This window comes from Psychrobacillus sp. BL-248-WT-3 (assembly GCF_012843435.1).
Classification (GTDB): domain Bacteria; phylum Bacillota; class Bacilli; order Bacillales_A; family Planococcaceae; genus Psychrobacillus.
Genome location: NZ_JABAFC010000010.1, coordinates 34,063 through 48,345, shown reverse-complemented (window position 1 = coordinate 48,345; position 14,283 = coordinate 34,063). Strand labels below are relative to the sequence as shown.

The window sequence follows — 14,283 nt, the reverse complement described above, 5'->3', positions numbered from 1 at the left end:
AGTAAAATATCACCGCTCACAGAGATTTATCACCGGTGTTCCTTTGGGTCTGTCCCTGTGTCACACACAATTTCCACACAATTCGCTTCGTACTGGGAGACTGCTTGCATAATTGATATCGATTGGAAAGCGTTTTTGAAAATATCACCGCTCACAGGGATTTATTCCGCAAAGCAAATCAGCTCAAAGTGTTGCGGGAAATCCAAAAGTGTTGCGTCTTTTGATCAAAGTGTTGCGTTAACCAAATAGAGTGTTGCAGTTGCGGAAACTACTCCGCAACCTAATTTTAGTATGCGTAAGTTTGCATATGAATATGTTATATTCGTCAATTGAGCAAAATAAAAAGCACCTCAATTAGCTAGCTACTGAAGTACTTTCTAAAATACGTGATTAATCCAGTAATAGTTTGATCGTTTGCGTAAAATCTTTACTTTGAATTACATAACTATCACTTGTTTTTTCACTGAAAACTATTATATTTTCATCGAGGAATACGTACACTTTTTGCGAGTAATTTGATTTAGGAGCAATTATATAATCCGCATCGAGGACGGGATATCTTTCGTCGGATTTAATTAGCTTTAAATCCTCGAATAACTTCACTAAACCCTTCTGTTTATCATCTGAAATTTGAATGGGTATTATTTTTCCATCTTTTATCTTTTGAACGGATATTGCTGCCTCTTTACTAAAGTAATTTTCTTCTAAAACGTCTCCTACTGTAAGTTCCTTGGAAAAATAATTGTATAGAAGAATGCCTGCGAATAACAATATCAATATCACGCCTCCAATAAAAATATTATTCCTTTTCAACTCCACACCCCTTTCAAATATCTTAACTTCCACTTACTAATTTTGGAAAGTATATTTTCCTTTTTCGTATGTATAATCTTTTTTTATCCAACCATACTACCGATACATAGAACACTTTAATCCATAAGAAAAGGCCGTGAAATAGTTCATTTCACGACCTTACCTATCATCTTTTTTGGTCTTCCATTTTTGCTTCGTAGCTTCTCCACCACGTAGATGCCTGACTGACTTGTGGTAGGCAAGGATTTCCTTTACCTCTCTTGCCAGTACTGGATCCACTAGATGGAGTCTTTCCGTTAGATCTTTGTGTACGGTGCTTTTGGAATGACCTGTTTTGCTCGCGATGGCGCGAACTGTTTTCTTTGTTTCAATTACCATTTCACCCAATCGTATGCATCTATGACGAATCGTTTCGTGCACCAACTCTTCCTTTCGTTAGTAAAGGAACTTTTCACCATTTTATGCATACGGGTGGGCTATTATGAATTAAAATGCTAGTAATGATTCCGGGTTAACAAGGACTCCATTTTCAAGTACTTCAAATTGAAGGTGGATACCTGCAGTAGGATTCCATTCATTTTCAGCTGCAGTTCCAAGAGCTTGGCCTTGTTCAACCTCGTCTCCTGCTTTTACTAGAATGCCAGCGACAGAACGATATTTTGTTTGCATACCATTTGCATGAGAGATTACGATTTCGTCTCCTAGGAATGGGTCTACGTTTACTGCTTCCACTTTACCGCTTAATGCTGCTACAACTTCAAATGGCTCATTGTTCATTGTTAAAGATACTCCAGTGCTTGCTACGTAAGTTTGGTCAAAAACAAGCAATGATTTCTCACGAGTTGCTTCGTCTGCCTCTAAATCATAATAGTGCTGTACAATTTCCACGTTATCTAGCATAGCTTCCTTAAAAGGATATTTCATAGATTCCGCTTTTGCATTCGTTTCAATTGCAACTTTGTCTGGATTACTTGCGTCTGTCCATTCTGATTCTTCTGCAGAATCATCGCTGACATACACATTATAACCCCAAATCATTCCGACAAACGCTACCGAAAAACCTGCATATACTAGTGGCCAAAACCAAGGTTTTTTCGGGTTCTTACTCTTCTGCTGAGAAGGCTTTTTAGATTGTTCTTCTCTCATTTTCATCACCTCTAATTGCATTGTTGGCATATTAAGGAGATTTTAAACATGGAGAAAAACTTTTTATTTTTGTTCCTGTATAGTAATGCAATAATATGTCATGTGCTTTTTTGGAATCGTTTGCTAGAACCTCGGCACCGTATTGGCTCATCCCTACTCCGTGTCCGTAACCAGTAGTTTCCACTATCACTTTATCATTTTGAAAAGCTATCTCGAAATCAGTAGAAGGCAAGCCAAGTAATGTTCTAACCTCTCTGCCTGTCCAGCTTTTACCGTTCATTTCGATAGTCTTTACTCGATTTGAATCAGTATGTGCTATTTTCACATTGCCTACGATATTATTAGACCATTTGATCTTAAACGCGTCCGCCCACTCTTTATGAGTGAACTCAAACGTTTGTTGCACCTTCTTTGAATACTCTTCTTCCTTCTGACTTGGTACGGATACCAAATAAGGTATTGCATATCCACTATAGTTTTCGGCGCTTTCTGTTTGACCATTGCTCGTAGAAAAGAACATCGCAGTTATTAGCTGATCCTGATAGACAATAATTTCACCTTCTGTAGAAGCTACGACTCGTTGAAGCTTGTCCTCGTATTCCTTAAAGGAGTCCCCCCAGCGTTTTTTCCTTTCTTCTGGACCTACATACACTTGCTTTTGTACTGTCTTATCAATTGACTTTGATCCATAATCAGTTTCTCTTAAAACGTAGGTTCTCGCAGCAATCGACTGTGCTTTTAATGCTTCTTCATGGAATGTGATTGGCATTTCTGCAGCAACTACCCCTAACACATACGTTTCAAGAGGAATTTTCTCCTTTACCCCTTTCACCTCAATTAGTATTGGACAGTCAACTTCAATTTCAGGTACGACTTCTGGTACAGCCTTTTCTTTCACTTTGTCTTTAATCATAAGAAAAGGCAAAATCATTAGACCGATGCAAAGGATTATTAAGAGAATGTATTGTTTCATAGGATTACTATATGCAGTACAAAACTATCTCATGACGGACAAGCTTCTATGCATCTTCCTAAAAGAATAGTAGTCTTCAAGATAAATACCCATTTAAACGCATTTTAAGGGGTATAGAACCCATTTTTTATAAATAGTTGAGGGAAAATATCTTAAAAGTATTACTCTTCTCAAAACGGCTTAAAATACTAATTAGGAAATTAAACAAGTTTTCCTTATGCTTTATACACTTAAAAGCATTTTAGCTAATGAAGGAATAGATTGCTCTTCTATTCATAAAAAAGCTCGCGAAGATACAATTTCGCGAGCTACCCGCTATTCGTTAGTGAAATCCTTGCTTACTTTCTATTGCCCTTAAAACCACTCCTGATTTAATGTAAAAAAATCCACAAAAAAGCACAACGCAGGAATAAATGCATTGTGCCTTTCATATGATTAAACGAGCTGAGCCGCTTTTTCGGTATTTTCTGTTCCAATACGCTCAATGTCAGCGCCTAAAGCAGCTAACTTTTTGTCAAAATTAACATAACCGCGATCTAAATGATAAAGCTGTGTTACTCGAGTTACGCCCTCAGCCACTAAACCTGCAATAATTAGAGCTGCAGCTGCACGAAGATCCGTAGCCGCCACCTCTGCACCTTGTAGGTTAGATGGAGAATCCATCATCACAGAACGTCCCTCAATTTTCATATTACCATTCATACGTCTAAATTCTTCTACGTGCATAAAACGGTTTTCAAAAACTGTTTCAGTAATAATACCTGTACCGTGAGCTGTCATCATCAATGCCATCATTTGTGATTGCATATCTGTTGGGAATCCAGGGTGTGGCATTGTTTTAACATCCACTGATTTTAAGTTTCCATTAGAGCGCACACGAAGACCTTGGCCCTCTTCTTTAATCTCAATGCCCATTTCCTGCATTTTAGAAATAAGAGCTGTCATATGCTCTGGTACAGCATTTTCAATCAATACATTGCCTTTTGTAATTGCTGCAGCAACCATAAAAGTTCCTGCTTCAATACGGTCCGGAATAATGTGATGCTCAGTACCGTGTAATTCTTCTACACCCTCGATACGGATTGTATCTGTACCTGCACCTTTAACTTTACCGCCCATTTCATTGATAAAGTTTGCTAAATCAACAATTTCAGGTTCTTTCGCAGCGTTTTCAATAACTGTAATTCCTTCAGCTAGAGCTGCTGCAGTCATGATGTTTTCTGTCGCTCCAACACTTGGTACATCTAGATAGATTTTAGCACCTTTTAAACGTCCAGTTGTTTTAGCTTCGACAAATCCATGTCCAAATGAAATTTCTGCACCCATTGCTTCAAAGCCTTTTAAATGTTGGTCAATTGGTCTAGAGCCAATAGCACAACCACCTGGTAATGCAACTCGAGCAAAACCATTACGAGCAAGAATTGGTCCCATTACAAGAATGGATGCTCTCATTTTACGCACATACTCAAACTGCGCTTCACTTGATAACTTTTGTTGAGAGTCAATTATTACTTCGTTTAGTTCGGGGCTATATGAAATTTCTGTATTTAAACTTTTTAGTACTTCATTTATCGTCAAAACATCTGCAAGTGTTGGTACATCTTTAATTACGTTCTTACCCTTTGTCGCGAGTAGAGCTGCTGCTAATACAGGTAATACTGCATTTTTAGCACCTTCGACCCGTACGTTACCTGTTAACCTTTGGCCGCCTTTAACAACAATTTTATCCACTTAGTTCCCTCCGCGTTCATAATCCTCTTTAGCTGATATATAAAAGAAAAATATGTATGGTGTTGTTTATTATTTCAAAACAATATCATCATACAACGTATTTCGACTATATACAAGCACCGAAAACCCTATTTTCATGTCCTCTTTTGGTAAATTTTCTTAGTCTATTATACGTAGTACCCAGTCTTTTCGTGTAGATATTTATAAATTACCCTACATGTTTTGTAATAAACATCTTCGACAGCATATTTCCCAGGAAATATGAGGAGATTCTACATGCTCATACAAACTTGTCCATAATTTGCATGAGCATGTAGGATCTTCTACTAAAATAAGTACTGTAACTGGTTAGACCAGGAAGTTAAATTTAAGAAAAAGTTTGCTACTGTAGAACCTAACATAATGCTTGCCAATATAAAGAAAAGCTGGGCTTGAAATACATGATTCTTTTTAATAAATTTGTCCACCATAAGAGCTTGTAAAGCATAAAACGAAATACCAATAAAAAAGATATTTGCAAGTATGGCAATTAATGCTTGCTCTGAATTTAAAAGACCCATATTTCCCCTCCACTTTAGCTAAATCTTTCGTTTTTATACTTTTAAGAAGAATGTTCATCAAATTCTTCCATGTTTTCATTTGATCAAAATGTAAATAATACATGTATAGTCTATAAAAAAGTATAAATGATCAAAAGACTAACTACCTGTTCATTTAATAGCCGAGAAGGTTACAGTTCCAATTAGTCAATCAAAATTCTTACTGAAATGCTCTCCTGCCTTCTAAATAAACATTTCTTTTTATACCTTATTTTATGACGAATAATCTGTATTATCCACTGGAGTTCGTAAATTATAGCTGATTTGCAAGAAAAAAAACGGACAGAAATAAATCTGCCCGTTTTATGTTTCGTCCAAATTAAATGTTACCCTCATAAACGTTGATACGATTCATCGCACGCTTCAAAGCAAGTTCAGCACGAACATAGTCTGTCGTGTCTTGTTTACTTTGAAGTAGTGATTCTGCACGTTTCATCGCTTCTTTTGCACGAGCTACATCAATTGTATCGGCAACCTCAGCAGATTGAGCTAAAATCGTTACCTTTTCAGGACGTACTTCAACAAATCCACCACTTACTGATACATATTGAGATTTACCATCTTTTTTCAATTTAACTGCACCAATACGAAGAGGTGCAACCATTGGAATATGGCCAGGTAAAATACCAATTTCACCCGATGCTGTATTAGCGATAATCATGTCTACTTCAGAATCGTATACCGGGCCGTCGGGAGTGACAATATTGACTATAAGTGTCTTCATATTTTTACCTCCTGGTCCGATTTATTATACTTCTACGCCCATGCTTTTCGCTTTTTCAACAACTTCTTCAATGCGTCCAACTAGACGGAATGCATCCTCTGGTAAATGGTCATATTTCCCTTCAAGAATCTGTTTGAATCCTGCAACAGTTTCTTTAACTGGAACGTAAGAACCTTTTTGACCTGTAAATTGTTCTGCAACATGGAAGTTTTGAGATAGGTAGAACTGAATACGACGAGCACGGTTAACTACAAGCTTGTCTTCGTCTCCTAATTCATCCATACCTAAGATTGCGATGATATCTTGAAGCTCTCTATAACGTTGTAACGTATATTGCACTTGACGTGCTACTTCGTAATGCTCTTGACCAACTACTTCTGGTGAAAGTGCACGTGAAGAAGAAGCTAAAGGATCAACCGCTGGGTAGATACCCATCTCAGATAATTTACGCTCTAAGTTTGTTGTCGCATCTAAGTGAGCGAAAGTTGTAGCTGGAGCTGGATCCGTATAGTCATCGGCTGGTACATAAATCGCTTGGATAGATGTTACAGAACCAGTGTTAGTTGACGTGATACGCTCTTGTAATTGACCCATTTCTGTAGCAAGTGTTGGTTGGTAACCAGCTGCTGATGGCATACGACCTAAAAGGGCTGATACCTCAGAACCTGCTTGTGTGAAACGGAAGATATTATCGATGAATAGAAGTACGTCTGCACCTTGCTCATCACGGAAATATTCAGCCATTGTTAAACCAGTCAAGGCAACACGCATACGTGCTCCAGGTGGCTCGTTCATTTGTCCGAATACCATTGCTGTTTTCTTGATAACGCCTGAATCGCTCATCTCATGGAATAAGTCATTTCCTTCACGCGTACGCTCTCCAACACCAGCGAATACCGAGATACCGCCATGCTCTTGAGCAATGTTATTGATAAGTTCTTGGATAAGAACTGTTTTCCCTACTCCGGCACCACCGAATAGACCGATTTTACCACCTTTGATATATGGAGCTAAAAGGTCTACTACTTTAATACCTGTTTCAAGAATTTCAACTTCTGTTGAAAGGTTTTCAAATGTTGGTGCTTGACGGTGAATTGGATCACGACGCTCTGTAGTAGGAATTTCTTCTCCTAAGTCAATAATATCACCAAGAACGTTGAATACACGTCCTAGAGTTACATTACCAACTGGAACAGAAATTGCTGCACCTGCATCTATTACCTCTGCACCACGTTTAAGTCCATCAGTAGATGACATCGCAATTGTGCGAACAGAATCATCACCTAAGTGTAAAGCTACTTCTAACGTTAACGTAGTAGGAGCTTCGTTTGGACGTTCAATAGCTACAGTTAATGCATTATAGATAGCTGGTAAGTGGCCGTTGTCAAACTTTACGTCAACAACTGGACCCATTACTTGTAGTACTTGTCCTTTGTTCACTACTGTTCCCTCCTGTCTTACTTTCTTCCTATTCTAGAGCCGATGCTCCGCCGACGATTTCCGTAATCTCTTGCGTAATCGCTGCTTGACGTGCTCGGTTGTATACTAATGTTAAGTTACTAATCAAATCAGATGCGTTATCTGTTGCAGATTTCATCGCAGACATACGCGAAGCATGTTCACTTGCTTTACCGTCGAGTAATGCACCGAAAATTAGGCTTTCTGCATATTGAGGAAGTAACACTTCAAGGATTGCTTCACTTGAAGGCTCGAACTCATATGAAGCAGTTGTAGCTGCGCCAGTTTCTTGTGCAATATCCGTAAGTGGCAGTACCTTTTTCTCTGTAACTTCACTAGAGATGGCACTGACAAAGTGGTTATAGTACATATAAAGTTCATCATATGTACCATCCGTGAACATACCAACAGCTTTGCGAGCAATTTCTTTAATATCAGAAAAAGCTGGTTGGTCAGGTAAACCGATAACTTCTCCGATTACATTAGAACCACGTTTTACGAAGAAGTCACGTCCCATACGACCAATTGCTAAAACAACATACTCATCCTTCGATGCATGACGACTAGCGATTGCATTTGCAACGGCACGTATAACGTTACTGTTGTATGCTCCTGCTAACCCACGATCAGAAGTGATGACAAGATATGCAGTCTTTTTTACAGGACGGTTTATTAACATTGGGTGTCCACTGTCACTCGTACCTGAAGCAATTGCACCTACTACCTCTTGAATTTTACCCATGTAAGGAACATATGCTTTCGCATTTTCCTCCGCACGGTTCAACTTAGAAGCAGAAACCATTTGCATAGCTTTTGTGATTTGACTCGTTTTCTTAGTTGACGTAATTTTATTTTTAATGTCGCGTAAAGATGCCACTGGTATTTCACCACCTTATTGTTTTTTTCACTTAGACAAAGATATTATTCAGATTTAGCAAAAGTTTTTTTGAATGCAGAAATTGCATTGTTTAAATCCTCTTCTGAAGGAAGATCTTTTGTCGTGCGAATATGATCTAAAACGTTTGTGTGGTTTGTATCTAACCAGCTGCTAAGCTCTGCTTCAAAGCGAGAGATATCTTTAACTGGAACATCATCTAAATGACCGCGAGTAAGAGCGTATAAAATAATAACTTGTTTTTCTACTTTAATAGGAGAATTCAAGTCTTGTTTTAGTACTTCTACTGTACGAACACCACGATTAAGTTTCGCTTGTGTTGCAGCATCTAAATCTGATCCAAATTGAGAGAATGCTTCAAGCTCACGGTATGCAGCTAAGTCAAGACGAAGTGTACCCGCAACTTTTTTCATTGCTTTAATTTGAGCTGATCCACCAACACGGGATACTGATAAACCAGCGTTGATAGCTGGACGTACACCAGAGAAGAATAAATCAGATTGTAAGAAAATTTGACCATCCGTAATTGAGATTACGTTTGTTGGAATGTAAGCAGAGATATCCCCAGCTTGTGTTTCAACGAATGGTAATGCAGTGATTGAACCTGCACCTAATGTTTCGTTTAACTTCGCAGCACGCTCAAGTAGACGGCTGTGTAAGTAGAATACATCCCCTGGATATGCTTCGCGACCTGGAGGACGTTTAAGAAGTAATGAAAGCTCACGGTATGCAGCCGCTTGTTTAGATAAATCATCATAAACGATTAATACGTGCTTACCATCGAACATAAATTCTTCTGCCATAGTTACACCAGCATAAGGAGCTAAGTATAATAATGGAGCTGGAGCAGATGCAGATGCAGTTACAACGATTGTGTAATCTAAAGCACCTTTTTTACGAAGTGTTTCTACTACGTTACGAACAGTCGATTCTTTTTGACCGATAGCAACATAGATACAAATCATATCTTGGTCTGCTTGGTTAAGGATAGTATCAATCGCAACAGATGTTTTACCTGTTTGGCGGTCACCGATGATTAACTCACGTTGACCACGTCCGATTGGTACAAGAGCGTCAATCGCTTTAATACCTGTTTGAAGTGGTTCATGTACAGATTTACGTGCCATAACCCCTTGTGCAGGACTTTCGATTGGACGTGATTTTGTTGTTGCAATAGGGCCTTGTCCGTCAAGTGGTTGACCAAGTGGATTTACTACACGGCCAATCAATTCTTTACCAACAGGAACTTCCATAATACGGCCTGTACGACGTACTTCATCGCCTTCTTTGATGTCTGTGTATGGCCCAAGGATAACGATACCAACGTTATTCGCTTCCAAGTTTTGTGCCATACCTAATACACCAGTCGAGAATTCTAAAAGCTCTCCAGCCATGACGTTGTCGAGGCCATGAGCACGCGCGATACCGTCACCAATTGTAATAACCGTACCAACGTCGCTAACTTTCATCTCAGATTCATAATTCTCAATCTGCTGTTTAATCAAGACACTGATTTCTTCAGCTTTGATGCTCATGTATGTCACCTCTCATAATTCATAATATTAACCGATCAAGTTACGTTTTAAGCGATCTAATTTTGTACTTAGAGTGCTGTCGTAAATGCGGTTTCCGATTTGAACGCGGATACCACCAATAATAGATGGATCAACGATGTTTTGAATACGTAATGATTGTTTACCTACGTTTTTAGCAAATACAGAAGAAACGTTTGCACGTTCTACCTCTGTTAGCTCACGAGTTGTATAAACCTTTGCATCTGCAACACCTTGTGCTTCATTAGAAAGGGTCATAAACTCTTCAACGATGTTTGTAACTTCGCTTAATCTTTTCTTGTCAATAAGCACTAGAAGTGTATTGATGACGATTGGATTAGCGTTTGAGAAAATTTGACGTACTAGCTCTTTTTTCTTATCTATAGAAAGCTTAGGAGATGTAAACAATGTTTTCAAATCTTTATTGCCTTTCCAGACTACATTAAGCTCACGTAAATCATTTTCTACTGCTTGAATTTCGTTTTTTTGTTGTGCTAGATCGAACAAAGCGATGGCATAGCGTTTTGCTACAGTTGAATTACTCAATTAACTTCGCCTGCCTTCGCAATCGTTGCCTCGATTAGCGCACGGTTATCTTCTTCCGACACTTCTTTTTCAAGAACTTTAGCTGCTGCAAGTACAGATAGTGAAACGACTTCTTGTCGTACCGCTGCAATCGCTCTTTCTTTTTCTGTATCGATTTCACGGATAGCAGATTCTTTCAAACGCGCAGCTTCAGAGCGAGCAGTTGTGATAATTTCTTCACGTGATGCTTCCCCTTGCTTCTTCGCATTTTCTACAATCGCTAACGCTTCTGTGCGTGCTTCTTTTAGTAAGTCACGTTGTTCTTCAAGTAGACGCTGAGATTCTTGACGGCTAGTTTCAGCTGCTTCGATTTCGCTCGCGATCAACTCTTCACGCTGTGTCATGATTCCCATTAAAGGACCCCAAGCCACTTTCTTCAATAGGATCATCAATAAGATGAAGAAGAATAATGTAGCTGCGATATCCCAAACATTTAACCCATTATGAGTATCACCAGCACCAAGTACTAGGTATTCAAAAGACACGATTGTTTCACTCCTTTCAAACGCTATTAAGAGATCTTGCTTCTATAATGTTTAAACTTGTGTTTATTATTTTCTAATTCATGTTTTTTCATAAAGAGAATGGCGGAGTTAGTTTCCGCCATTATAGACTTAAATATAAATACTATTGGTTTAATACGATAAACGCGATAACTACTGCGATAATCGGCACGGCTTCAACTAACGCTACCCCGATGAACATAACTGTTTGTAAAGCTCCACGTGCTTCTGGTTGACGAGCGATACCTTCTACTGTTTTTGAAACGATTAGACCATTACCAATACCTGCACCAAGTGCACCTAAACCAACTGCTATAGCTGCTGCTAAAAGACCAACTGAACCTACCATTGTTTAATTTCCTCCTTGGAATGTTGTTTTTTTTTATTTTCTGCCTAGTTTCCTAAACAGTTATATTAATGGTCTGCTGACACTTTATGTGACATATAAACCATTGTTAACATAACGAAAATGAATGCTTGGATTCCACCGATAAAGATAGAGAACCCTTGCCAAGCCATTGCCGGAACGATTGCTCCGAAAAAGCCAAAAATACTAGATGTTGCTAAACCTGCGATTAAGCCTAATAATACTTCCCCCGCATAGATATTACCGTAAAGACGTAGACCGAGTGTCAACGTATTTGCGAATTCTTCTATAACTTTTAATGGGAATAATAGTGGCATTGGCTTCAAGTACGTATCAATATTGTACTGTTTGAAACCTTTCATCTTAATACCGTAATAGTGAGTTAAAACGATAATCATCACTGATAGTGTCATAGCAACTGTTGGATCTGCTGTCGGTGATTTCCACCAAAGCACTCCGTCATACGTAATTGCAAACGGTAGACCTAATAGGTTGGCTATTGCGATAAACATGATTAATGTAATTCCAAGAATATGGAATCTTCCGCCTGTTTTCCAGTCGAAATTACTCTTAATAATTCCTTTCACGAAGTCCATTATCCACTCCATGAAATTTTGCATCCCAGTTGGTTTAAGCTTTAAGCTTCTCGTTGCAAAAAATGCAATTAAGAAAACGATCAGAGAAGTTACAAACAACATAAGGATGTTTGACCAGTTCCCCGTCATACCCCAAAGCACAAATTCTGGATTTGAGTGTCCCACGATTCTTTCACCTCTCTTTCACATACTCATGGCTGATTTCTAACTAACAAAATTCGTTCTACTATAAGTAGAACATAGGGAATCATTAATCCGATAACCGTACTAATTAGATGAATATCATCTGGGAAAATAAGTGCAATTGCAACTGCAGCAATACCTGAGGCAAATCGAAAACTTGTCCCTAAGCCTGCTCGTCCCTTTTCACCTAACATCACACGATCAAATTTTTCCATTCTACGTACTAGTATCCAGAAATTGTACAGACCGAATAAGGAACCTACTGCTAAGCCCGCAAAAATAGCAGGATATGGCGTAAATGCCCATCCAAGAACACATATCGCAAGCAAAAAAAATATGTACTTTTTTTGCCTCGTAAAAATACGTTGCATTTCTAGCATTGGTCTAATCTCCTGAATCATATTTTCGAATGGTAGCGATTCTCGCTGCTCTAGTCATAAGACCTGGCATAAACAAATCACTAAAAGATTGGAGTGGTTCCAAAAGTATGATCAATTCACTAAAACGTGAACGTATCGTCTATAGAACCTACAAGCTGTGAGAGAATCGCTGAAAATAGAGCTATCCCTTGTAACGGACGTCAAATTGACGCATAAAAGTGTACTCACGTTTCCCCTAATATAAGTAAAAACTGTGAATCTAGTAGAAAGTTGATACATCAAGTGTTTCACGCATGAAACCCCTATCATGATTTATCCTTTGTAAGCATACAATAGGGGCAATTTGATGTCAATTGCTATCAGTGAAAAACTTCACGTAGATGACTAGATTGACAATTTATCGACAAATTTAAAAGAAAATTTCGCAACTTTTTCAAAACAGGAGTATTCCTTGTTTAAATACTACCTCCGCTTAGTCACACCTTTACAATCTTACCATACATTTATGCAGTATGTTGACCCTTACAGTTGAAAAGGCCAACTTACTGCAAGCATTACCTAATTATCCTAATTTTACTCTCGATAGAGAAAATGCCCCTATTTTACTTTGTTCCAAATAAACGGTCTCCAGCATCTCCAAGACCAGGAACTATATAACCGTGGTCATTTAGCTTTTCATCTAATGCAGCGATATAAATATCAACGTCTGGGTGAGCATCTTGAAGTGCTTTTACACCTTCAGGAGCAGCGATTAGACACATAAACTTAATGCTCATTGCACCACGCTTTTTCAGAGAGTTAACTGCTTCTATGGCAGAACCGCCAGTTGCAAGCATTGGATCTACTAGGATAAAGTCACGATCAGCAACATCCGCTGGAAGCTTAACGTAATATTCAACCGGTTTTAATGTTTCTGGATCACGATAAAGTCCGATATGTCCCACTTTTGCAGCTGGAATAAGATTTAACATACCATCGATCATGCCTATACCCGCACGAAGAATTGGAACTAGTCCTAATTTCTTTCCTGCAATTACTTTCGATTTTGTAACCTGAACAGGAGTTTCTACTTCCACCTCTTCTAAAGGTAAGTCACGTGTAATTTCAAAGGCCATTAATGTCGCTACCTCATCTACTAATTCGCGGAACTCTTTCGTACCAGTTTTCACATCACGGATATATGTAAGTTTATGTTGAATCAGTGGATGATCAAATACGTATACTTTTGCCATATTACATCTCTCCTTCTTGTTTTTTTTCATCTTTGCCATTATAACAAAAACGGTAGTAATCATACTAGTAATCACAGGGACTTAATATTGCGTCTATTTCATTAGTAAAACAAGGCTATGTTAAAGAGTAGGTTTTATTTATGATACATAGAAATCTATAAATCAGAAAGTAGAATTGATTTCCGCGCCAGCCGGACGCTTTCCTCGGGGTGAGCGATAAGCCATCACCCATCGCTTGCGCGCGTGGTTGTGATGTCTGATCTGTCTCACTCATCCCGTAGGAGTCGCCGACTGGCGCTCCAATCAATAAATGGGAACAGCTTTAATGCATCAATAATTATTTATAAATTTATTTGCACAAACAAAGCCGAAAAACTGTACCAAACTCCAATTTCATAGTCCATTTATAATCTTATTAGTCATTTGAATGTCCCTTTTATAATATTTACAGTCACTATAAAAAAGAATTGGTAGACAAAATCAACCAATAACTTTAACAAAGCTTAAAACAACTCCCTGTTGGTTAATATTCAGTTAAATAATCA

At 38.4% G+C, this 14,283-nt stretch carries 16 protein-coding genes; all 16 read right to left on the bottom strand.

Annotated features, from left to right (window positions below):
• Positions 1 to 390: 390 nt before the first annotated feature.
• The 16 genes from HF876_RS07690 to upp all read right to left on the bottom strand — a co-directional run bounded on the left by HF876_RS07690 (position 391) and on the right by upp (position 13,738).
• The gene (locus HF876_RS07690) at positions 391 to 777 is read right to left on the bottom strand and encodes a hypothetical protein (protein ID WP_169359481.1); all 387 of its coding nucleotides are present in this window, start codon (positions 775 to 777) and stop codon (positions 391 to 393) included.
• A gap of 195 nt (positions 778 to 972) precedes the next feature.
• Positions 973 to 1,233: a sporulation transcriptional regulator SpoIIID gene (locus HF876_RS07685; RefSeq protein WP_169359480.1), complete on the bottom strand. Its 261-nt coding sequence runs from the start codon at positions 1,231 to 1,233 to the stop codon at positions 973 to 975.
• A gap of 66 nt (positions 1,234 to 1,299) precedes the next feature.
• Positions 1,300 to 1,959 carry a M23 family metallopeptidase gene (locus HF876_RS07680; protein WP_169359479.1) on the bottom strand — a complete coding sequence of 220 codons (660 nt, stop codon included), beginning with the start codon at positions 1,957 to 1,959 and terminating at the stop codon, positions 1,300 to 1,302.
• Between the two features lie 31 nt (positions 1,960 to 1,990).
• Positions 1,991 to 2,872: a stage II sporulation protein D gene (gene spoIID, locus HF876_RS07675; RefSeq protein WP_169359517.1), complete on the bottom strand. Its 882-nt coding sequence runs from the start codon at positions 2,870 to 2,872 to the stop codon at positions 1,991 to 1,993.
• A gap of 495 nt (positions 2,873 to 3,367) precedes the next feature.
• On the bottom strand, positions 3,368 to 4,663 hold the full coding sequence (murA, locus tag HF876_RS07670; protein WP_169359478.1) for a UDP-N-acetylglucosamine 1-carboxyvinyltransferase: 1,296 nt from the start codon (positions 4,661 to 4,663) through the stop codon (positions 3,368 to 3,370).
• Positions 4,664 to 4,989: 326 nt separating this feature from the next.
• Complete coding sequence (locus HF876_RS07665; RefSeq protein WP_169359477.1) at positions 4,990 to 5,223, bottom strand: DUF1146 family protein; 234 nt, start codon at positions 5,221 to 5,223, stop codon at positions 4,990 to 4,992.
• A 358-nt stretch (positions 5,224 to 5,581) separates the two neighbouring features.
• The gene (locus HF876_RS07660; RefSeq protein WP_169359476.1) at positions 5,582 to 5,986 is read right to left on the bottom strand and encodes a F0F1 ATP synthase subunit epsilon; all 405 of its coding nucleotides are present in this window, start codon (positions 5,984 to 5,986) and stop codon (positions 5,582 to 5,584) included.
• A gap of 24 nt (positions 5,987 to 6,010) precedes the next feature.
• On the bottom strand, positions 6,011 to 7,426 hold the full coding sequence (gene atpD, locus HF876_RS07655; RefSeq protein ID WP_169359475.1) for a F0F1 ATP synthase subunit beta: 1,416 nt from the start codon (positions 7,424 to 7,426) through the stop codon (positions 6,011 to 6,013).
• A gap of 28 nt (positions 7,427 to 7,454) precedes the next feature.
• On the bottom strand, positions 7,455 to 8,321 hold the full coding sequence (locus tag HF876_RS07650) for a F0F1 ATP synthase subunit gamma (protein ID WP_169359474.1): 867 nt from the start codon (positions 8,319 to 8,321) through the stop codon (positions 7,455 to 7,457).
• Between the two features lie 44 nt (positions 8,322 to 8,365).
• Positions 8,366 to 9,874 carry a F0F1 ATP synthase subunit alpha gene (gene atpA, locus HF876_RS07645; protein WP_169359473.1) on the bottom strand — a complete coding sequence of 503 codons (1,509 nt, stop codon included), beginning with the start codon at positions 9,872 to 9,874 and terminating at the stop codon, positions 8,366 to 8,368.
• Between the two features lie 27 nt (positions 9,875 to 9,901).
• Complete coding sequence (locus tag HF876_RS07640; RefSeq protein WP_169359472.1) at positions 9,902 to 10,438, bottom strand: F0F1 ATP synthase subunit delta; 537 nt, start codon at positions 10,436 to 10,438, stop codon at positions 9,902 to 9,904.
• Positions 10,435 to 10,962, bottom strand: a complete 528-nt coding sequence (gene atpF / locus HF876_RS07635; protein ID WP_169359471.1) for a F0F1 ATP synthase subunit B — start codon at positions 10,960 to 10,962, stop codon at positions 10,435 to 10,437. The genes HF876_RS07640 and atpF overlap by 4 nt, the downstream gene beginning before the upstream one ends.
• Before the next feature lie 142 nt (positions 10,963 to 11,104).
• Positions 11,105 to 11,329, bottom strand: coding sequence for a F0F1 ATP synthase subunit C (gene atpE, locus HF876_RS07630; protein WP_144540512.1), 225 nt, complete (start codon positions 11,327 to 11,329; stop codon positions 11,105 to 11,107).
• A 65-nt stretch (positions 11,330 to 11,394) separates the two neighbouring features.
• Positions 11,395 to 12,108 carry a F0F1 ATP synthase subunit A gene (gene atpB, locus HF876_RS07625; protein WP_169359470.1) on the bottom strand — a complete coding sequence of 238 codons (714 nt, stop codon included), beginning with the start codon at positions 12,106 to 12,108 and terminating at the stop codon, positions 11,395 to 11,397.
• A 26-nt stretch (positions 12,109 to 12,134) separates the two neighbouring features.
• Positions 12,135 to 12,506 carry an ATP synthase subunit I gene (locus HF876_RS07620; RefSeq protein ID WP_169359469.1) on the bottom strand — a complete coding sequence of 124 codons (372 nt, stop codon included), beginning with the start codon at positions 12,504 to 12,506 and terminating at the stop codon, positions 12,135 to 12,137.
• A gap of 602 nt (positions 12,507 to 13,108) precedes the next feature.
• Complete coding sequence (gene upp, locus HF876_RS07615; RefSeq protein ID WP_169359468.1) at positions 13,109 to 13,738, bottom strand: uracil phosphoribosyltransferase; 630 nt, start codon at positions 13,736 to 13,738, stop codon at positions 13,109 to 13,111.
• Positions 13,739 to 14,283: the final 545 nt, after the last annotated feature.